Annotated in this window: 18 protein-coding genes; 13 read left to right on the top strand and 5 right to left on the bottom strand. The window is 61.6% G+C overall.

The genetic code is table 11. The features are described from left to right. The first annotated feature begins 9 nt into the window (after positions 1 to 9). The 5 genes from pmbA (at position 10) to BBI10_RS16385 (ending at position 3,957) form a co-directional block, all read left to right on the top strand. Positions 10 to 1,356, top strand: coding sequence for a metalloprotease PmbA (gene pmbA, locus BBI10_RS16405; protein WP_065990104.1), 1,347 nt, complete (start codon positions 10 to 12; stop codon positions 1,354 to 1,356). A gap of 166 nt (positions 1,357 to 1,522) precedes the next feature. After that, positions 1,523 to 1,954, top strand: a complete 432-nt coding sequence (locus BBI10_RS16400; RefSeq protein ID WP_244160381.1) for a FagA protein — start codon at positions 1,523 to 1,525, stop codon at positions 1,952 to 1,954. A gap of 11 nt (positions 1,955 to 1,965) precedes the next feature. Further along, positions 1,966 to 2,427 (top strand): hypothetical protein, encoded by a 462-nt coding sequence (locus BBI10_RS16395; protein WP_065990102.1) that lies wholly within the window; start codon positions 1,966 to 1,968, stop codon positions 2,425 to 2,427. 1 nt (position 2,428) lies between these two features. After that, the gene (locus BBI10_RS16390) at positions 2,429 to 3,040 is read left to right on the top strand and encodes a superoxide dismutase (RefSeq protein WP_065990100.1); all 612 of its coding nucleotides are present in this window, start codon (positions 2,429 to 2,431) and stop codon (positions 3,038 to 3,040) included. 29 nt (positions 3,041 to 3,069) lie between these two features. Then, positions 3,070 to 3,957 (top strand): ZIP family metal transporter, encoded by an 888-nt coding sequence (locus tag BBI10_RS16385; protein ID WP_065990099.1) that lies wholly within the window; start codon positions 3,070 to 3,072, stop codon positions 3,955 to 3,957. A 12-nt stretch (positions 3,958 to 3,969) separates the two neighbouring features. Here the strand turns inward: BBI10_RS16385 and BBI10_RS16380 are convergent, their stop codons facing one another. Further along, entirely contained in the window at positions 3,970 to 4,404 is a 435-nt protein-coding gene (locus BBI10_RS16380) for a DUF1810 domain-containing protein (protein WP_065990098.1), read from the bottom strand. Positions 4,405 to 4,556: 152 nt separating this feature from the next. Here BBI10_RS16380 and BBI10_RS16375 point away from each other — a divergent pair, with 152 nt between their 5' ends. Both BBI10_RS16375 and BBI10_RS16370 read left to right on the top strand, forming a co-directional pair. Next, positions 4,557 to 4,898, top strand: coding sequence for a zinc ribbon domain-containing protein YjdM (locus BBI10_RS16375; protein WP_065990097.1), 342 nt, complete (start codon positions 4,557 to 4,559; stop codon positions 4,896 to 4,898). 268 nt (positions 4,899 to 5,166) lie between these two features. Beyond that, positions 5,167 to 5,592 (top strand): hypothetical protein, encoded by a 426-nt coding sequence (locus BBI10_RS16370; RefSeq protein ID WP_065990095.1) that lies wholly within the window; start codon positions 5,167 to 5,169, stop codon positions 5,590 to 5,592. A gap of 499 nt (positions 5,593 to 6,091) precedes the next feature. Here the strand turns inward: BBI10_RS16370 and BBI10_RS16365 are convergent, their stop codons facing one another. Genes BBI10_RS16365 through BBI10_RS16350 form a run of 4 tightly spaced genes read right to left on the bottom strand, consistent with a single transcriptional unit; the run spans position 6,092 to position 12,478 of the window. Further along, on the bottom strand, positions 6,092 to 7,456 hold the full coding sequence (locus BBI10_RS16365; RefSeq protein ID WP_065990093.1) for a heavy metal sensor histidine kinase: 1,365 nt from the start codon (positions 7,454 to 7,456) through the stop codon (positions 6,092 to 6,094). Next, positions 7,446 to 8,123, bottom strand: coding sequence for a heavy metal response regulator transcription factor (locus tag BBI10_RS16360; protein WP_065990091.1), 678 nt, complete (start codon positions 8,121 to 8,123; stop codon positions 7,446 to 7,448). The genes BBI10_RS16365 and BBI10_RS16360 overlap by 11 nt, the downstream gene beginning before the upstream one ends. 54 nt (positions 8,124 to 8,177) lie before the next feature. Beyond that, positions 8,178 to 11,321: a multidrug efflux RND transporter permease subunit gene (locus tag BBI10_RS16355; RefSeq protein ID WP_065990089.1), complete on the bottom strand. Its 3,144-nt coding sequence runs from the start codon at positions 11,319 to 11,321 to the stop codon at positions 8,178 to 8,180. Next, positions 11,318 to 12,478, bottom strand: coding sequence for an efflux RND transporter periplasmic adaptor subunit (locus tag BBI10_RS16350; RefSeq protein WP_065990088.1), 1,161 nt, complete (start codon positions 12,476 to 12,478; stop codon positions 11,318 to 11,320). Before BBI10_RS16350 ends, BBI10_RS16355 begins: the two co-directional genes overlap by 4 nt. A 301-nt stretch (positions 12,479 to 12,779) precedes the next feature. Between BBI10_RS16350 and BBI10_RS16345 the strand changes: the two genes are divergently transcribed. From BBI10_RS16345 to BBI10_RS16320, 6 genes are all read left to right on the top strand, one after another. Continuing rightward, the gene (locus BBI10_RS16345) at positions 12,780 to 13,109 is read left to right on the top strand and encodes a hypothetical protein (protein WP_065990086.1); all 330 of its coding nucleotides are present in this window, start codon (positions 12,780 to 12,782) and stop codon (positions 13,107 to 13,109) included. A 338-nt stretch (positions 13,110 to 13,447) separates the two neighbouring features. Then, the gene (locus tag BBI10_RS16340) at positions 13,448 to 14,032 is read left to right on the top strand and encodes a fimbrial protein (RefSeq protein WP_065990085.1); all 585 of its coding nucleotides are present in this window, start codon (positions 13,448 to 13,450) and stop codon (positions 14,030 to 14,032) included. A 72-nt stretch (positions 14,033 to 14,104) separates the two neighbouring features. Beyond that, complete coding sequence (locus BBI10_RS16335) at positions 14,105 to 14,848, top strand: fimbrial biogenesis chaperone (protein WP_065990083.1); 744 nt, start codon at positions 14,105 to 14,107, stop codon at positions 14,846 to 14,848. Between the two features lie 260 nt (positions 14,849 to 15,108). After that, positions 15,109 to 17,562, top strand: a complete 2,454-nt coding sequence (locus tag BBI10_RS16330; RefSeq protein WP_065990082.1) for a fimbria/pilus outer membrane usher protein — start codon at positions 15,109 to 15,111, stop codon at positions 17,560 to 17,562. Continuing rightward, entirely contained in the window at positions 17,553 to 18,332 is a 780-nt protein-coding gene (locus tag BBI10_RS16325) for a fimbrial biogenesis chaperone (protein ID WP_065990081.1), read from the top strand. The genes BBI10_RS16330 and BBI10_RS16325 overlap by 10 nt, the downstream gene beginning before the upstream one ends. Position 18,333: 1 nt before the next feature. Next, the gene (locus BBI10_RS16320) at positions 18,334 to 19,326 is read left to right on the top strand and encodes a fimbrial protein (protein ID WP_065990077.1); all 993 of its coding nucleotides are present in this window, start codon (positions 18,334 to 18,336) and stop codon (positions 19,324 to 19,326) included. The last annotated feature ends 12 nt before the right edge of the window (positions 19,327 to 19,338 follow it).

The raw sequence follows: 19,338 nt of genomic DNA, 5'->3' as shown, positions 1-19,338 counted from the left end.
GAGAACGTCATGAGTGCATCAGAAAGCGTCGGCCCGCAGGCTTTGCCGGCATTGCAACAGCAGGTCGAGCAGATCGTCGCTGAAGCCAAACGTCAGGGCGCGACCGCGTGTGAAGTCGCCGTGTCGCTGGAGCAGGGCCTGTCCACCACGGTTCGCCAGCGCGAAGTCGAGACTGTCGAATTCAACCGCGATCAAGGTTTCGGCATCACCTTGTACGTAGGCCACCGCAAGGGTTCAGCCAGCACTTCCGCGAGCGGCCCCGACGCCATTCGCGAGACCGTTGCCGCCGCGCTGGCCATCGCCAAGCACACGTCGGAAGACGAGGCCTCGGGGCTCGCCGACGCTGCGTTGATGGCCAAAGACCAGCCGAATTTCGACCTTTATCACCCGTGGAACATCACCCCCGAGCAGGCCATCGAACGTGCGCTGGTCTGTGAAGCGGCCGCCTTCGACGCCGACAGCCGGATCAAGAACGCCGACGGCACCACGCTGAACGTGCATCAGGGCTGCCGCGTTTATGGCAACAGCCACGGCTTCATCGGCGGCTACGCGTCGACCCGCCACAGCCTGAGCTGCGTGATGATCGCCGAAGGCGAAGGGCAGATGCAGCGCGACTACTGGTATGACGTCAATCGCCGTGGCGAGCTGTTGATGGACGCCCGGCTGATCGGCCAGAAAGCCGCCGAGCGTGCCGCAAGCCGGCTGGGCGCGCGGCCGGTGCCGACCTGCGAAGTGCCTGTGCTGTTCTCCGCCGAGCTGGCGGGCGGTCTGTTCGGCAGTTTGCTGGGCGCGATCTCTGGCGGCAACCTGTACCGCAAGTCTTCATTCCTCGAAGGCGCGATCGGTCAGCGTCTGTTCCCCGAGTGGATGACCATCGACGAGCGTCCGCATCTAATCGGCGCCATGGGCAGTTCCGCGTTCGACGGCGATGGCTTGGCGACCTACGCCAAGCCGTTTGTCGAAAATGGCGATCTGGTTTCCTACATCCTCAGCACCTATTCGGGCCGCAAACTGGGCCTGCCGAGCACCGCGAACGCGGGTGGCGTGCATAACCTGTTCGTCAGCCACGGCACCGAAGACCAGGCGGCGCTGATCCGCCGCATGGGGCGCGGGCTGCTGGTCACCGAGTTGATGGGCAGCGGCCTGAACATGGTCACCGGCGATTATTCCCGTGGCGCTGCGGGTTTCTGGGTCGAGAATGGCGAGATCCAGTTCCCGGTTCAGGAAGTGACCATCGCCGGCAACATGCGCGACATGTTCAAGCAAATCGTTGCCGTGGGCAGTGATCTGGAGCTGCGCAGCAACATCCGCACCGGTTCTGTGCTGATCGAGAAGATGATGGTGGCGGGTAGCTGATTCCGCTCTGCGTTAGCGCTTCACCCCCAAGGCCTGCCCCGATTTCGGTGCGGGCCTTTTTTATGGGCGCTTTCAGACACTGCAGCTGACTCAATACATCTCCGGGGTTGTGTTGATTCTTAAACTCATTTAATAATAAATCTCATTCGTTAAGTGGGCCTCGGTCATGGGCACTGTTCTGCACGAGTCGCCGTACCTGGAACACTGGCGCGCATTGAGTCTGCGGATTCGCTGCGCGCTGGATCCGGACGAGCCGCGGCTCATCGAACACTACCTTGCGGAAGGCCGCTATCTGGCGCGCTTCACCGCCACGCCCAAATCCCTCATCTGTGAAAGCACCTTTCGCCTGCTGGTCGACACCGCCAGCGACACCGCGCTGCCCTGGCATTGGCGTTGTCTGTGCCTGGACCAGGCATGGCGTCCGCTGCGTGACATGCAGGCGCTCGCCAAATCCGCTGCGCAACAGCAACGGGTTCAGGCCTTCGCTCAGCGTCTGGCGACCTGCGCACTGCTGCCGTCGATTCCTCTGACCGACCCCGCGCCATCGAATCCGCAAAACGCCCTGCCGACGGCTTTTGATCGCCGGCGCCACTCGTGAGGACCTGCGCCATGGAGCAATGGAAACGTACCATCCTGAGCGGTAACAGTTGCTTTAACCGAGGCGACTTGATCGATGCGCGCGAGCTGTACCTGCAAGCCCTCGCGCTGGCGCAGGTGCTCTTCGACCGTTGGAGCGTCGCCGATGAGGCCGTTGCGGCGTTCGTGATTTCTCATCACAACCTGGCGGATCTGCACCTGAGTCTGGGTCAGCCCGAGGAGAGCGCCGAATACCTCTGCGCCGTGCATCAGCGGATGCTGAATGTGATTCAGGACCCGCAAATGACGCCCGCCCTGCGACAGGCAGCGCTGCGGCACAGTAATAAAACCTACAGCGAACTCTTGGGTTTCGTCGGCCAATACGGCGAGTACCCACGCACCCAACGCCTGCTCAACAGCCGCGGCGAACATTCCCGCTCGGCGCTTCAGCACCACGCCGCTCGCGCCGGCACCCTCTCGTATGGAGTCCACTGACATGCCCTTTACCTTGCCTGCCTTGCCCTACGCCTACGATGCGCTCGAACCCCACATCGACGCGCAGACCATGGAAATTCACTACAGCAAGCACCACCAGACCTACATCAACAACCTCAACGCAGCCGTCGAGGGCACCGAATACGCGGAGTGGCCGATCGAGAAGCTGGTTGCCAGCGTGGCCGAGCTTCCGGAAAAACTGCGCCCGGCGGTGATCAATCAGGGCGGCGGGCATGCCAACCATTCGCTATTCTGGGAGGTGATGAGCCCCCAAGGTGGCGGCGTGCCAAGCGGTGCGCTGGCGAAGGCGATTGACGAGCAAGTGGGCGGATTCGAGGCGTTCAAGGACGCTTTCACCAAAGCAGCGTTGACGCGCTTCGGCAGCGGCTGGGCCTGGCTGAGCGTCACGCCGGACAAAAAACTCATCGTGGAAAGCAGCGGCAATCAGGACAGCCCGCTCATGAAGGGCAACACGCCGATCCTCGGGCTGGACGTCTGGGAGCACGCCTATTACCTGCGCTACCAGAACCGTCGTCCGGACTACATCGCTGCGTTCTACAACGTCGTCAACTGGGATGAAGTTGCCAAGCGCTACGCAGCGGCGCTCGGCTGATCCCTACCAGACCCCGGATAAGGCGATTTATGCGTTCGGACATACTGGCTCTCGGCAGCGTGCGGTTATTGCGGCTGGCATTGGGCTCGATTCTGGTCCTCGTGGGCACCGCTCTGCTGGTGGCCCAGGGACTCTCATGGGTTGCACTTGAGCCGAGAATGTTGCGAGCGCTGGAAGGCGGCGCCATCTGCGCGTTGGGCACTGCCCTGGGCGCCGTGCCGGTGCTGGTGATCCGCGGCATGCCGGTGGCAGTGTCCGATGGCCTGCTGGGTTTCGGCGCCGGCATCATGCTGGCGGCGACAGCGTTTTCGTTGATTGTGCCGGGCCTGGGCGCGGCCCATGATCTGGGCTTTACCCCGTGGGGCGCGGGAGCGTTGATCAGCTTCGGGATACTGCTCGGCGCGGCCGGTTTGTTTCTGGTCGACACGCTGATTTCCAGAGGGTCACCGTTATCGGAGGTGGCCGGGAAACCGACGATCCCCTCGAACATCTGGCTGTTTGTCATCGCCATCATTGCCCACAACATTCCCGAAGGGATGGCGGTGGGCGTGTCGGCGGGTGGTGGTCTGGCCCACGCCGACAGCCTGGCAATGGGTATTGCCATTCAGGACGTGCCGGAAGGGCTGGTCATCGCGCTGGTGCTGGCGTCTGCCGGCATGTCGCGGCTCAAGGCGTTTTTGATCGGCGCGGCGTCTGGGTTGGTCGAGCCGGTGTTCGCCGTGCTCTGCGCCTGGCTGGTGGAGGTGGCTGCGTTACTGTTGCCGGTAGGACTGGCGTTGGCGGCGGGGGCGATGCTGTTGGTGGTGACCCACGAAGTCATCCCCGAATCCCGCCGCAACGGTCACGACAAAATCGCCAGCTTCGGATTGCTGGTCGGGTTCTGCTTGATGATGGTGATGGACACGGCGCTGGCCTGAGGGGGCGGGCGGCTACAGCCTGCCTCCGCCCAGCTTCGACAGCGTGACGGCATCCGGCTTGCCGTCGAAAAACGCCTCAAGCACCTGCTGGAAAACCGGCGTATCCGGCGCCACCGCTGCGAACAGCGTCATGCTCGATCGCAGCTTCATGTCATCCGGCGAGCCCATGATCTGCATTGCGCTGCGGTTTTTCCATTCAAGCAACGCCTCGCAGCAGCGCGCCAACCGTTCGCCCAATACCGGATGCTGCAAATAGGCAATCGCCTCGTCACGCCCACTGATCGCGTACCGCCGAGCCATGTCGCTGTGGCCCAGACCGGCCAGTTGCGGGAACACGAACCACATCCAGTGCGACTGCTTGCGCCCGGACTTCAGTTCCGCCAGTGCGCGTTCGTGCATCGACGCTTGCGCTTCGACAAATCGTTGCAGGTCAAATGAATCGTTCATTGCTGACGCCTCGCCCTGATCGCGGCACCTCGCCGCGCTTGCGATTGAGACTACAGCAGCGAGTGATGTTTCCAGCACTTTCAGGCGCCTGCTCCTCAACCGCGTAAAAACCCTTATAATCCTGCGCCTATTCCTCTGATGCGAGATCCGCCGTGAGCTTACCGCCGTGCCCAAAATGCAGTTCCGAGTACACCTACGAAGATGGCAGCCAGCTCGTGTGCCCGGAATGCGCCCACGAGTGGTCGGCTGACGGCGCCAGCGCCGAAGCGGGCGATGACACCAAGGTGATCAAGGACGCTGTGGGCAACACCCTGCAGGACGGCGACACCGTCACAGTCATCAAAGACCTGAAGGTCAAAGGCTCGTCGCTGGTGGTCAAGGTCGGCACCAAAGTCAAAAACATCCGCCTGGTGGACGGCGATCACGACATCGACTGCAAAATCGACGGCATCGGCGCGATGAAGCTGAAGTCGGAGTTTGTGAAGAAGGGTTGATCGCCGTCCGGCCTGATCGGCAGATTGATCGTTCCTCACGGTTTACCTGCTGATCGTTCCTTACGCTCCGTGTGGGCATGCCGCTCATGACTCTCCGAGTTCCTTTAATGTGGAGGCGGACTTGGGAACGAACTTCGAAATTATGTAGGCCTGATCCTCCTAGGGGTTCGGAAACTTCCTACCATCAGAGTGGCATTACCGCCCATCCATCCCGCCGCAAGTCCCATAGCATCTGCCACCTTGGATTGGTTATGCGGGAATTGCTTCGGTGTCAGATTTCTACCAGTACTTCAAAGAAAACATGGAGAGCATGGGCCTGCCTGCGCCTCAATCGCTTTTTGGCTCTGTCACGAGCGCGGTTGCGACAGCGACGACGCTTCTCAGCCAGGTCGAGAAATTCGGTAAAAAAGTGACCATTAATGAGCTTTTGCGCGCGGGTACCAAATTAGAGCAACTGGCAATCGTCGGAGCATGCTCGGCGGCGTTCTATTTGGGTGCGGTGATTGGAAGCATTGCCGTTGCTACCGGAAGAGTGCTTGGTAACGGCGCGACTTTATCCGACGTGCTTCTCACCGCCCAAACACATAACCTGAGGACTGACTGGCTTGTCCATTGCCTACACATGTATCCAGGCATATACCAAGCCGCCACTCCGGGCAAAACCACTTATCGATTCTTGGGACATGTAGTGTGAAAGACTCAGTCTTGCTACTGACAGTCGCGGTGATCGTCGCCTTTGCCGCTTGGGTGTTTTGGCACTACGCCGGGCTGAGCGGTTTTGAGCTACTGAGCACTTTGATAGTTGTGTCGCTTGCCGTGGACAACACGCGCTTGAGGCGCGAGTTGAAAAAGCGCAGAGCTTAGTCGGTAGGTGCGATTCATGCGGCCTCGCTATTGTGCGCTGTGATCGTTCCTCACGCTCCGCGTGGGAATGCCGCTCATGATGCTCCGCGTTATTCAAACGCGGAGCATCCCCGGCGGCGTTACCAAGCAGAGCGTGGGAACGATCATCAAGGGGGTGAAGTCGGTAGCTCGGTGACGCTGCTGGACCTGTGGGAGTGAGCTTGCTCGCGAAGACTGCCTTCCGGCCGCTGAAGACGATGCGGATGCACCCACCGCTTCGTGAGCAAGCTCACTCCCACAATGGATTGTGTGCGGCATGGTTTTTCCGCACGCCAACCCAGATGCCCGCCTCAACTCGGCAAATTAATCCCGAACGTATTCACTCCATGCTCGCTGCGCACGAACACGGTGCCGCCGTGCATCAGGGCGATGGCTTTGACGATCGCCAGGCCAAGCCCGTGGTTGGCGCCGCTGTTGCTGCGCGAGGCATCGACGCGATAGAAGCGCTCGAACAGTTTGGGCAGATGTTCCCCGGCGATCGGCGCGCCGGGGTTGGTCACGCCGATGCTGACGTGATCGCCCTCATCGCGAATATCCACCTGAATCAACTGCCCCGGCGAGGTGTGCTGCACCGCGTTGTGCAGCAGGTTGATCAGCGCCCGGCGCAAGTGCGCGGTTTCGATGGGCGCGTTGGCATCACCCCGCACTTCAACATGCACTTGGGCGTCTTCCAGAATGAAGTCCAGATAATCCAGGGTCTTCGCCACTTCCTGGGCGAGTGAGGCCTGGGTCAGTTGAGTGGCTTTGCTGCCTTGATCGGCGCTGGCCAGAAACAGCATGTCATTGATGATCGAGCGCAGCCGTTCGAGCTCTTCGAGGTTGGATTGCAGCACCTCGAAGTAATGCTCGGCCGAGCGCCCGCGGGTCAGCGCCACCTGGGTCTGACCGATGAGGTTGGTCAGGGGAGAGCGCAGTTCATGGGCAACGTCGGCGTTGAATGACTCCAGCCGTGAATAGGCCTGCTCGACCCTATCCAGCGTCGAGTTGAACGAGGTCACGAACTGATCCAGTTCAGGCGGCAGATGCGACAATTTCAGGCGCCCGCTCAGTCGTGGCGGCGTCAGTTTGCGCGCCTCCAGAGACAACTCCGTCAGCGGCTTCAGGCCGATGCGCGCCACCCAGTAACCCAGAGCAGACGCGAGCAGGATGCCGACGGCGGCCAGACTGATCAGCGCGATGAGCAGGGAATGTTGGGTCTGCCAGAAGGTTTCGGTGTCCACCGCTGTCAGAAAACGCAGCGGCGGACGTTGATCTTTCGCCGGGAACTGACTGACCAGCACTTTGAACGGGTAATCATGGCCGCTCAGGTTCAAGTCGCGCATGCCCAGCGGGCCTTTGGCGAAAGCGCGGATCTCGGTGTCCGGGTTGCCGAATTCATAGGTCGGGTTGTCGCTGACCACCCAAAAGCGCAGGCGTTTGTCTTCCTCACTGAGCAGCCTGAGCTTGGCGTTGATTTTGGCCCAGTGCTCGGGCGTTCCATAACGCTGGACGGCCGATTCGAGCACGCTGTAACGGGCGTCGACTTCGGCTTCCGGCAACAGCCCGAGGCCCTTGTCCACTTGCAGGTAAAGCGCCCAGCCGATCAACAGAAACACCAGCAGCGCCACGAGGGCGAACATGCCGCTCAGGCGCAGGGCGATGGAATTAGTCGACACGACGGCTCTCCAGCACGTAACCCATGCCGCGAATGGTGTGCAGCAGTTTTTGCTCGAACGGCCCGTCGAGCTTGGCACGCAGGCGTTTGATCGCGACTTCGACGACGTTGGCATCGCTGTCGAAATTCACGTCCCAGACCATCTCGGCAATCGACGTCTTCGACAGGATTTCCCCCTGACGCCGAGCCAGTACGCTCAGCAGCGAAAACTCCTTCGCCGTGAGATCCAGACGTGCGCCGGCCCGCGTGGCCTTGCGGCTGATCAGGTCGATCCACAAATCAGCGACGCTGATCTGCACCGGCTCGTGGCCGCCACTGCGCCGGGTCAAAGCCTGCAGGCGAGCCACCAACTCCAGAAACGAAAACGGCTTGCCCAAATAATCGTCAGCCCCTTCGCGCAGGCCGCGAATGCGATCGTCGACGTTCTCGCGGGCGGTGAGCATGATCACCGGCGTCTGTTTACGCGCACGCAGGGCTCGCAGCACGCCATAGCCATCGAGGCCGGGCAGCATGACGTCGAGAATGATCACCGCGTAGTCGCTTTCCAGCGCCATGTGCAGGCCTTCGATGCCTTCGCGCGCGACGTCGGTGGTGTAACCCTGCTCGGTCAGGCCCCGGTGCAGGTAATCGGCGGTTTTCTCTTCGTCTTCGATAATCAGGACACGCATCGGTCCACGCTCACTTTTTCACTGCTTGCTTATTAGGTACTTGGTTTCAACGGCTTACTTTTCAGTGGCCAGTTCCGCAACCGCCGGCTTACCGGATGCTGTCGCGCCCGGCGCTGTCGAAGCAGGCGTCTGACGCGGGCGGTGGAACAGTCGCTCCAGTTGCAGGTAGATCACGGGCGTGGTGAACAGCGTCAGCGCCTGGCTCACCAGCAACCCTCCGACAACGGCAATGCCCAAGGGCTGACGCAGCTCCGCACCGACACCATAACCGAGCATCAACGGCAGCGCGCCGAGCAATGCCGCCAGCGTGGTCATGATGATGGGCCGAAAGCGCGTCAGACAGGCTTCATAAATGGCGTCACGCGGGGACATGCCTCGATTGCGCTGGGCGTCCAGCGCGAAGTCCACCAGCAGGATGCCGTTCTTCTTGACGATGCCGATCAGCAGCACGATCCCGATCAGGCCCATGATCGAAAAGTCCTGACCCATCAGCCACAGCAGCAACAGCGCACCGATACCGGCGGAGGGCAGGGTGGAAATGATCGTCAGCGGATGGACGAAGCTTTCATACAGCACGCCCAGAATGATGTACACCGCTACCAGCGCCGCGATAATCAGCCACGGCTGGTTGGCCAGCGAACTCTGGAACGCCTGGGCCGCGCCCTGGAAGTTGCCGATGATCGAGGCGGGCATGCCGATCTCGTTCTTCGCCTGATCGAGCAGCACCACCGCATCACCCAAGGCAACGCCCGCCGACAGGTTGAACGACAGGTTCGCGGCCGGGAACATGCCGTCATGGCTGATCGACAACGGTCCCATCTTCGGCGCGCCGACCTTGGCAAGCGCCGACAGCGGCACCATTTCATTGGTCAGCGGCGAGCGCAGGTAGAAGTAATTGAGGCTTTCGGCCTTGCCGCGCTGCTGCGGCTCCAGCTCCAGGATGACTTTGTACTGGTTGATGTCGGTCTGGTATTCGTTGATCTGGCGCTGACCAAAGGCGTCGTACAGCGCCTGATCGACGTCCGCCGTGGTGAGGCCGAAACGCGCGGCGGCGCTGCGGTCGATGTCGAGGTGCGTGACGCTGCCGCCCAGTTGCAGGTCGTTGGAGAGGTCGCGGAAGGCCGGCAGGGTCTTCAGTTTATCGGTCAGCTTTTGCGTCCAGACATTCAGCAGCGCGCCGTCGTTGCTCTTGAGCACGTATTGGTACTGCGCGCGGCTCGGACCGGAACTCAGGTTGATGTCCTGCCCCGCGCGCAGGTACAGGACGATGCCGGGGATCTGCGCGAGTTTCGGCCGGATCCGGTCGATGAACTGGCTGGCGGAAACGTCACGGTCTGCACGGTCCTTGAGGGCGATCCACACCCGGCCGTTGGCGATCGTCTGGTTACTGCCGCTGACACCGACCGAATGGGAAAACGCCTTGACCGCCGGATCCGCGGCGATGATTTTCGCCAGCTGTTTGTGTTTCTCGATCATGTCCGGGAAGGAAATATCCGCCGCCGCTTCACTGGTGCCCAGCACCATGCCGGTGTCCTGAACCGGGAAAAATCCCTTGGGGATCAGCACATAGCCGACCACCGCAAGCGCCAACGTCAGGCCGAAAATACCCAGCATCAATCGCTGGTGCGCAAGGGCAAAGCGCACGCCGCGGGCATACCGCGCGAGCAGTCGCTCGCCGAAGCCGGGCTTGGCGTGGGGATCGTGTTTCGGTGCGCGCATGAACAGTGCCGCCAAGGTTGGCGCCAGGGTCAGCGAGACCACCACCGAAATCAGAATGGTCGATGTCGCGGTCAGCGCGAACTCCTTGAACAGCCTGCCGACCACGCCGCCCATGAACAGCAGCGGAATGAATGCCGCGACCAGCGAAAAGCTGATCGACACCACGGTGAAGCCGATTTCGCTGGACCCTTTGATCGCCGCGTCGCGCTTGCTTTCGCCGGCTTCCAGGTGCCGGTGGATGTTCTCCACGACGACAATCGCATCGTCGACGACAAACCCCACCGCCACCACGATGGCCACCAGTGTCAGGTTGTTCAGGCTGAAGCCGAGCACGTACATCAGCGCGAAACTGGCAACGAGGGACACGCCCAGCACGGCGGTCACGATCAGCGTCGCAGAGAGCTGGCGCAGGAACAGCGCCATGACCGCGATCACCAGCGCGATGGCAATCAACAGCGTCATCTCCACTTCATGCAGCGATGCACGAATGGTTTTGGTGCGGTCGCTGAGCACCGAGACGTCCACCGACGCCGGGAGCATTTCCTGCAATTTGGGCAACTGGCCGAGCACCCGGTCGACCGTCTCGACGATGTTCGCGCCGGGCTGGCGGAACACCACGATGTTCACGCCCTGCTGATCCCCGGACCAGGCCCGCACGTAGGCGTTTTCCGAACCGTTGATGACCCGCGCCACGTCACGTAAATGAACCGGTGCGCCATCTTTGTAGGAAACGATCAGTTGTTCGTAGTCCTTTGCCTGAAACAGTTGGTCGTTAGAGGCGAGGGTGGAAATGCTGTCTTTGCCGTACAGCGCGCCCTTGGCCAGGTTCAGGCTGGTCTGCTGCAGGGATTCCCGCAGATCGGCGAGGGTCAGCCCGATGGACGCAAGTTTTTCAGGCGCCGCCTGCACACGAATTGCCGGACGTTGCTGACCGGTGATGTTGACCTGTCCGACGCCATCGATCTGACTCAACTGACGCGCCAGCAGGGATTCGGTGACGTCGCTGAGTTCGGTGGCGGGCATCAGGTTCGAGCTGACGCTGAGGATCAGCACCGGGCTGTCCGCCGGGTTGACCTTGCGCCAGGTTGGCAGCGTCGGCAGGTCTGCGGGTAAACGGCCGGCCGCCGTGTTGATGGCCGCCTGCACTTCCTGCGCGGCGGTGTCGATGCTTTTGTTGAGGGTGAACTGCAGCGTCAGGTTGGTGGAGCCCAGCGCGCTGCTCGACGTCATCTGGGTCATGCCGGGGATGGCGCTGAACTGCACTTCGAGCGGTGTCGCCACCGACGATGCCATGGTTTCCGGGCTGGCGCCGGGCAACTGCGCAGCCACTTGAATCGTCGGAAACTCGGCTTCCGGCAGCGGCGCCACCGGCAGGCGAGGGAAGGCGATGCAGCCCAGCAGCACCAGCGCGAAGGTCAGCAGAACCGTGGCGATCGGGTGGTTGACGCACCACGCGGAAATGGACCCGCGGCTGTTCATTTCGCCGCCCCGGTGGAGTCGGCCAGGGTGTCCACAGGATCACCCTTGACCACCTCGATGTGCGAACCGTTTTTCAGACGCGACTGACCGTCGCTGACCAGCACGTCATTGGCCTCCACCCCGCTGATCAGCATCAGGTCGCTGTCCTGATACAGCACCTTGACCGGCACCACCTCGGCCGTGTCGCCCTTGACCCGATACACGTAATGCTGGTCGATGCCGCGCTGCACCACCTGTGGCGGAACCTTCAGGGCATTGCGATCGATGGCGGTCTGAATGCGCACGGTCACCAGCTGCCCTGGCCACAGCTTCTCGTCCGCATTGTCGAATATCGCCTTGGCGCGGATGGTGCCCGTGCTGGCCGCCACCTGATTGTCGATCAACAGCAACTTCCCCTGACCCAGCAGCGTGCCAGTTGCGCCTTCGCCGAGGTAGGCATTGACCGGTGCGGGCGTGTTGGAGGCAATCAGATCGTGCAGCGTGGGCAGCATCTGCTGCGGCAGGGAAAACTCCACCGACACCGGGTCGATCTGCGTCACCGAGAAGAGCCCGGTCGCATCGCTGACGCGCAGGAAGTTGCCTTCATCGACGTTGCGGATGCCGACCCGACCTGTCACCGACGAGCGTATTTGCGTGTAGGACAGCTGCACTTGCGAGGCATTGATCGACGCCTGATTGCCCAGCGCCGTGGCCTTGAGTTGGTCGACCAGCGCTTGCTGCTGATCGTACTGCTGTTTCGAGATGCTGTTGTCGACGGTCAGCAGCTTGTAGCGCTTGAGGTCGACATTGGCCACGTTCAGCTGCGCCTGGCTCTGGGTCAACAGCGCTTTGGCCTGATCGAGTGCGGCGCGGATCGAGCGATCATCGATGGTCGCCAGCAGATCACCCGCCTTGACCTGCTGCCCTTCCTTCACCAGCACCCTGGTCAAAATCCCGTCCACCTGAGGACGAATCACCACGCTTTGCAGCGACAGCACCGAGCCGATGCCGGTGACGTAACGCGGCACGTCTTCCTGCATGACGTTGATCACGCGCACCGGCACGGCAACCGGGGCGCTGACCTTCTTTGCCGCGGGACGTGTCACTGCCCAGACGCCTATCACCACGAGCACGACCAACAGGGTCGCAAGCATCACAACGTTGTTCTTCTTCTGCATACAGGGACAGGGCCAACCAGTGAATGAGGGGCGGGTAACCGAGAGCGTCCTTTATAACCCTTTGACCCGGTCAGCAAAATGACTGCTGCCTGTCAATATTGTCAGGTGAATAAGGGCAGACGATGAACGTGGGTAAAGAAACAACGCCGCAGGGCGATACCCAGATAGAAGCCACGAGTTTCGATGAACGAGTTCTACTGTGACGGGGAAAATTCCTACATAAACTTCGTGAGTTCTGAATGCTGGTTCACCAGGGGCTGGACTGATTTCGCTCAGCAGGTCCCTACTCCGGAGTAGTGCGATGAAAAGCCAAAAGGCTGTTTCGCTGTTTTTCTCGATCGCGGTCATCGGTGCGTGTGCCATGACGGCGCCTGCCGCCTGGGCTGCCCAAGGCGCGCTAATGTTTCACGGTAGCGTGGTCAATGCGACGTGCGACGCGCAGGTTTATAGCGCTCCGTCTTCAACCGGCTCCTTTAATACCTTGCCAGCCGACACTTATCTCACCTTGGGCGCAAGCCGTGGTGATGACGCGTGCGCTCAGCGAGTCGGGCCCGTACAGGTGACGTACAACGCGCTGTCCGCAGCCGGGTCTGAGGCTCATGCGGGCATCGTCACGCTGACTTATCCATAAGCGCTTTCGCGCTCACCCGAAGCTATCTGCTGACGAACCCGGCTCAATCGAGCCGGGTTTTTTGTGGGTGAACGCTTTAAAGGGGCTCGTCTGCGGCCAGGCCTTTCGGGGCACCGTGCAAACGTTCGCCTCAGGTTTTCTGAGGACGTAATGCCGCAAGCCGCGGCCTGCCTGGGGTCTGACACAGAAGCGTCACCTCCTACTGAAAGGTCCCACACGCGCAACTGTGTTTTCAATCCAAAAGAGGTAGATCGCCTGACAGCCGACCTTGAAGACGCTGCTTATAGTTCGTGTCGTCCTTTTGGGCACACACGAATCGACACAAGGAACGTCGTTATATGAAAAAGCTTTCTCTTACCCTGGCTATCGTGGCCGCAATGGGGCTTGGCATTTCCGGGACCGCGAATGCTGCGAACAACGGCAAACTTGTTTTCACCGGTACCCTGACCAATATCACGTGTGACATCGGCGCCGGAACGGGCGCCACCCCTGGCAACAACCCCGGCGAGATCAACGTAGACCTAGGCAACGTCTCGTTTTCCGACATCGGTCTCTTCGCCGACAACAAACTTGAAACCGCATCGCCCATCCAGCTGTTGGTCAATTGCACCGGCGGCGCCTCTCAATACAACACTGTGAACATGCGCTTCGTTGCTCGCCAGGGCAGCGGTCTGGATAACCTCGATCAGAAACTGCTGCGGGCCACCGGCGCGGCGGACGGTGTGGGCATCGGTCTGCTCAATGCATCCAATCAGTTGATGGACCTGAGCGGCAACGAAACCATCGACACGCCACTGGTCAAGGACGGTGCCGATGGCGCGACCGCCGAGATCAACTTCGGTGCGGTGTACGTCCTCAACGGCGCGGCCACCAACCCGGGTAATGCCGACGGCTTCCTGCCGTTCGTGATGGATTACCAGTGATGTAGCGGGCGAGCGGGCGTAGCTCGCTCGCCTTCCTGGCGTGTCCACCCCACAGCCCAAGACGGTCTCACCATGTTTCCTGATTTCATTCGCGGCTCGGCCCTATGGCTGGGCCTGCTCCTGGCTGCCCCGGCGCAGGCGGGTATCGTGCTCAACACCACGCGTGTCATCTACCAAGCCAAAGACAAGGAAGTCAGTTTCGTTGTGAACAACAGCGGGACGGCTGACATCCTCGCCCAGTCATGGCTCGAAGCGCAGAACGACACCGAGAATCTGCCTTTTGTCGTCACTCCGCCGCTGGCGCGAATGGCGGGCAGTGCCCGGCAAATGATTCGGGTGATCTACGCCGGCGAAGGTTTGCCTCAGGATCGCGAGTCGGTGTTCTGGCTCAACGTCCAGGAGATCCCGCAATCGGCGAAGGATAATCAGCTGCAGATTGCGATTCGTCAGCGCATCAAACTCTTCTACCGGCCCGCTGGTTTGAGTGACGATCCGCTCGACGCTGCCAAAAACCTCAAATGGCGCATGCATGACGGCCAGCTGGAAGTCAGCAATCCGACGTCGTATCACGTTTCGATGATTCAGATCGACGCCCGCCAGCAGGGCAAGACGCTGTTCAAGGCGGACAGCAGGATGCTGGCGCCAAAGCAGACCGTTCAATTGCCGCTTACTCAATCGGCCAGTGGTCACGCGGTGGACCTGCGGTTCATCAGCATCAACGATTTCGGCGCGCAGGAGCCGTACACCGCAAAGGTGTCCGGTGGCCAGACGACTCAAGCCATCAAGGCCGCCAACGTCATTACCCGGGCCGAGTAGCCACTCAGTCGCGGGCCGGATTTTACCCAGGTCTTTCTTCGGTCGCAGTCATGCGGCTCCAGCGCCTTGCGCCTGCCAAACATGATTTGCCAGCGCGTCGGAATCGAGAACACGAGTGAAACCAGCCAATGGAACCCCGAGATCACACCCAGGGAGATGCACGGATCGCAGCATGCTCGTCCCGCATCGACCGCAGACATCTGGCGCACCTGCCTGTCCGGATCAGCCCCCTGGCGAGGATTATTCTTGCCTCGGCAGGCATGGCACTGGCTTCGTCCGCGACTGCAATGACTGATCAAACCAGCGCCGCGACCGATGTGAAATTCAACACCTCGTTCATCCAGGGCACCGATCAGCCTGCTGATCTCGCGACCTTTTTGCACGGTAACAGCGTGGTCCCCGGGACCTATCGGGTGGATGTCTACGTCAATCGTGTGCTGAGCGGGCGGCGTGACATCAGCTTCATCGCCAACCCTGCAAAAGGCACCGTCGAGGCCTGCCTCACCCTGGACATGCTTCGCCAGTTCGGCATGAATCCGGAGGCTGTGCACGCCGGCGATGCCTCGTCGACGGAATGTTTCGATCTCCCGGCGCGGGTCGAATTCGCCCGCGTCGACTACCAGCCGGCGAGCCTGCGTCTGAACATCAGCATTCCCCAGGCCATGATGTTGCGCAGCGCTCGCGGCTACGTGCCGCCGGAGTTATGGGACGAGGGCGAGACGGTCGGTTTCGTCAATTACAACTTCAGCGGCGCGCGCCGTACCCGCAGTGGCCAGGGTCGCTCTCACGCCCAGGATCAGTATTACCTGAGCCTGCGCAACGGCGTGAACCTCGGTGCCTGGCGACTGCGCAACGAGTCCTCGCTGACCTATGGCAATGATCAGCCGTACCGCTTTCGCAGCAACCGGACCTTCGTGCAGCGCGACCTCACGGCAATGAAAGGCCAGCTGACCCTGGGCGAAACCTTTACCGATTCGCAAGTCTTCGACAGCGTTCGATTCCTCGGCGCCATGGTGATGTCCGACGAAGGCATGCTGCCCGACAGCGAGCGAATTTTCGCGCCGGTCATTCGTGGCATCGCCGACACCAACGCGTTGGTGGAAGTGCGTCAGAACGGTTTCATGCTGTACAGCGGCAACGTCTCGCCGGGCCCGTTCGAAATCACCGACATCTATCCCAGCGGGTCGAACGGCGATCTGGAAGTGACGGTGGTCGAAGCCGACGGCAGCAAGCGCGTGTTCGTCCAGGCCTACGCATCGCTGCCCATCATGGTGCCCAAAGGCGCGTTGCGTTACAGCCTCGCCGCCGGCCAATACGACAGCAACACCGAGGACGGTCTCTCTCCCGGCTTCACCTCCGGCACAGCGGTGTACGGCCTGACCGAGCGGGTAACGGCAGCGGGCGGCGTGCAAATCGCCGAGGATTACCAGGCCGGCAACATCGGGGCGGGCGTTAACACCGGGCTCGGCGCGGTGTCGCTGGACGTGACCCAATCCCTCAGCCGCCAGCGTGAGCAACGCTACAGCGGGCAGAGCCTGCGGGTGCGCTACGCCAACACGCTGGACCTGACCCAAACCACCCTCGCCGTGGCCGGCTATCGCTATTCAACGAATCAATACCTGACGTTCGACGACCATGTGGATGCGTTGCAGGCGCGTGACGGATCCGCCAGCGCGCGGGCCAAGGATCGCCTCGAAATCAGCCTGACCCAATCGCTGCCGGCGCAGGGCGCGTCGCTAAGCTTTACCGGATCCGAACAACGTTACTGGGACCGGGGCAGCAAGACGCGCCAGTTTTTTCTGTCGTGGAACTCGGCGTGGCGCAGCCTCAGCTACAGCCTGTCGGTCGAGCGTAACCAGACCTTCGAGCGCAGCGGAGACAATCGATCGGACAACCGTATCGCGCTGACATTGAGCCTGCCGCTGGGGAGCGAATCCGGTTCGTCGCGGGTGTTCGGGAATGCCGTTCGCGACAGCTCCGGCGCGTCCAGCGTGCAGTCGGGCCTCAACGGGCAACTCTTCGACGACCGCAACAGCTTCTACTCGGTACAGGCGGGTTACGACAGTGAGTCTGGGTCGTCAGGGTTCGGCAAGCTCAGCACCACCACGGCCTACGGGCGTTTCGATGCGGGCTACGGACAGGGCAGGGATTATCAGGCGTTGAGCCTGGGCGCTTCGGGTTCGGTGGTTGCTCACGGCGGCGGGGTGAATTTGGGCCAGCCCCTGGGCGAGACCTTCGCTCTGGTGCAGGTAAAAGACGTCAGCGGTGCGCGGCTGAGCAATTTCAGCAACGTCGAAACCGCCGATAACGGCTATGCCATCCTGCCTTACGCCCAGCCCTATCGAACCAATTGGGTCAACCTCGATACTCGCCAGTTGGGCGCCGATGTCGAGCTGGAAAATGCCGTGGACCAAGTCGTGCCCCGACGCGGCGCGGCTCCCCTGATCAGCTTTCGCACGGCAATCGGCCGGCGTGTGCAATTCGAACTGGTGCGGGCCGATGGCAGCCGCTTGCCCATGGGCGCAGCGGTGGAAGACGAGCAGGGCAAGCCGCTGGCAACCGTCGACCCCAGCGGGCGTGCGCTGGTGCTGAGCGAGCGGGACAGCGGCGAACTCATTGTCAAATGGACCGATCAGCAGTGCCGTGCATCGTTCGTGCTGCCGCCCAAGGAAACCCATCGCAGCTACGATCGCCTGAAGGTGCAATGCCTATGAAACGCGCCTGTCTGTCAGGGTTATTTCTGGCCGTGATCAGCGGCATGGCCCAAGGCGCGGTCTCGCTGTCAGGTACCCGGTTGATCTTCGACGGTCGCGACAAGGAGGCGACGATCGAGGTCAGCAACCGCAGTGATGCCGAGGCCTTGATTCAGGCCTGGCTCGATGCGCCCCGCGGCGACGATCAGCCAGGCGATGGGCGTGCGGCCGACCTGCCGTTCGCGTTGACCCCGCATCTGGTGCGCCTGCCAGCCAAGGGCAAGCAGACCCTGCGCCTGCTGTATGAAGGCATCGGCATGCCCCAGGACCGGGAATCGATGCTGCACCTGTTCGTGCTGGAAATCCCTCGGCGCAGCCCGGCGGTTCAGCAGTTGAGCATTGCCATCCGCCAGCGCATCAACGTGTTCTATCGGCCAGCGGGGCTGACCGGCGACCCGGCGGATGCGGCACAAACGCTCCTCTGGCAACGCGCGCCATCGGCGAGCCACAGGCTTTCGGTGCGCAACCCGACGCCGTATCACGTTTCGCTGCTGGACCTGCGCCTCAATGGAATCGAGGTCGCAGACCACCGGTTGCTGGCGCCTTTTTCGGACGCATCGCTGCCCCTCCCTGTCCTCGGCACAAAAGTCCCGGTGCCCTTCATCCTGAGTTTCAAGGCCATGACTGATTACGGGGGACAGCGCGATTACTGTGCGCCGCTTCAGGGAGGGCAGCCGTTCACGGTGCCGCTGCGCACGCCGGATTCACACTCACCCATAGGGAAATGCTGACATGAAAAGAACCATCATCCGAGGGTGGTTGACGTTGCTGACGACGCCGCTGCTGATGCTGTTGATGCCCGGCTGCGCACTGGCGCTGACCTGCAAGACCCAGGGCGCCGGCGAGACGGTGGTGCGCGCGGACCTCGGCAGCACCGTCGCCATCCCGGCGAATCTGCCCGATGGCAGCGCGGTCTGGCGTTCGGAGCGACTGAACCTTGCCGTCGAATGTGCGAGGGACGAACCGGGTGGTCCCGAGGATGTGTTGATTTATCTGAACCCTGACAACCTGCAGATCGGACAAGGCATTCGCGCCGGACTCACGTTGAGCGGCGTCGACTTCGTGCAAACCAGCGGGCGTATTCCCACGCGTCAACAAGCCCCAGCCTGCACGGAGGCAAGCTCGGCCTGCCCGAGCGTCGCGTTCAACCTGGCGTTTTCGGTGTTCATCCAGAAGTACGGTCCGACCCCGCCCTCCGGCGTCGCCAGTGATCTGCACGACTATCGATTGTTCCAGCTCGAGGCTGGCAGCGGGCAGAGTCCGGGGGGAGACCGCACGCTCAGCTACGTCATCAACAACCTTGAGGGGCTGCGCTTCGTCGCCTGCGATGCTGAGTTGCGAGTCATGCCCGAGACCGTGGATTTCGGCGACGTGGCCATCCGCAACGTACGGGTGGGAGAAGTCGCCACCTTTCAACGCTTCGCCCTGGCGACCAGCCGCACCTGCGAATCGCCGTTCAGCCTCAATGCGCGCATCACGCCTGTGTCTGGAACACTCAAGGGCGACGTGCTGGTGCCCATCAACAACGACAGCATCGGCGTTCGCATCACCCATGCCCGGGACAGCTCGCCCGTGCCGTTCCTCGAACCCTTCCACCTGACCGATCTGCTGGAGGGCAATTACTCGGAGACCGCTGACTTCAACGCCGAGCTGCTCTGGCAAACCAGTAAGCCGACCGCAGGCCCGTTTTCGGCGGAAGTGATGGTGGATCTGTTCTACAAATAGGCGCGCGCAGCC

The organism is Pseudomonas graminis (assembly GCF_001705435.1).
Lineage (GTDB): Bacteria > Pseudomonadota > Gammaproteobacteria > Pseudomonadales > Pseudomonadaceae > Aquipseudomonas > Aquipseudomonas graminis_B.
This window is presented reverse-complemented; position numbering and strand designations above follow the sequence as displayed.

What these genes read in the sequence shown, in the direction of transcription:
- BBI10_RS16330 (WP_065990082.1), top strand. Translation starts at nt 15,109, where the DNA reads ATGGCACTGGCTTCGTCCGCGACTGCAATGACTGATCAAACCAGCGCC.
- BBI10_RS16360 (WP_065990091.1), bottom strand. Translation starts at nt 8,123, where the DNA reads ATGCGTGTCCTGATTATCGAAGACGAAGAGAAAACCGCCGATTACCTG.
- BBI10_RS16335 (WP_065990083.1), top strand. Translation starts at nt 14,105, where the DNA reads ATGTTTCCTGATTTCATTCGCGGCTCGGCCCTATGGCTGGGCCTGCTC.
- BBI10_RS16400 (WP_244160381.1), top strand. Translation starts at nt 1,523, where the DNA reads ATGGGCACTGTTCTGCACGAGTCGCCGTACCTGGAACACTGGCGCGCA.
- pmbA (WP_065990104.1), top strand. Translation starts at nt 10, where the DNA reads ATGAGTGCATCAGAAAGCGTCGGCCCGCAGGCTTTGCCGGCATTGCAA.
- BBI10_RS16340 (WP_065990085.1), top strand. Translation starts at nt 13,448, where the DNA reads ATGAAAAAGCTTTCTCTTACCCTGGCTATCGTGGCCGCAATGGGGCTT.
- BBI10_RS16380 (WP_065990098.1), bottom strand. Translation starts at nt 4,404, where the DNA reads ATGAACGATTCATTTGACCTGCAACGATTTGTCGAAGCGCAAGCGTCG.
- BBI10_RS16325 (WP_065990081.1), top strand. Translation starts at nt 17,553, where the DNA reads ATGCCTATGAAACGCGCCTGTCTGTCAGGGTTATTTCTGGCCGTGATC.
- BBI10_RS16320 (WP_065990077.1), top strand. Translation starts at nt 18,334, where the DNA reads ATGAAAAGAACCATCATCCGAGGGTGGTTGACGTTGCTGACGACGCCG.
- BBI10_RS16345 (WP_065990086.1), top strand. Translation starts at nt 12,780, where the DNA reads ATGAAAAGCCAAAAGGCTGTTTCGCTGTTTTTCTCGATCGCGGTCATC.
- BBI10_RS16350 (WP_065990088.1), bottom strand. Translation starts at nt 12,478, where the DNA reads ATGCAGAAGAAGAACAACGTTGTGATGCTTGCGACCCTGTTGGTCGTG.
- BBI10_RS16395 (WP_065990102.1), top strand. Translation starts at nt 1,966, where the DNA reads ATGGAGCAATGGAAACGTACCATCCTGAGCGGTAACAGTTGCTTTAAC.
- BBI10_RS16390 (WP_065990100.1), top strand. Translation starts at nt 2,429, where the DNA reads ATGCCCTTTACCTTGCCTGCCTTGCCCTACGCCTACGATGCGCTCGAA.
- BBI10_RS16355 (WP_065990089.1), bottom strand. Translation starts at nt 11,321, where the DNA reads ATGAACAGCCGCGGGTCCATTTCCGCGTGGTGCGTCAACCACCCGATC.
- BBI10_RS16385 (WP_065990099.1), top strand. Translation starts at nt 3,070, where the DNA reads ATGCGTTCGGACATACTGGCTCTCGGCAGCGTGCGGTTATTGCGGCTG.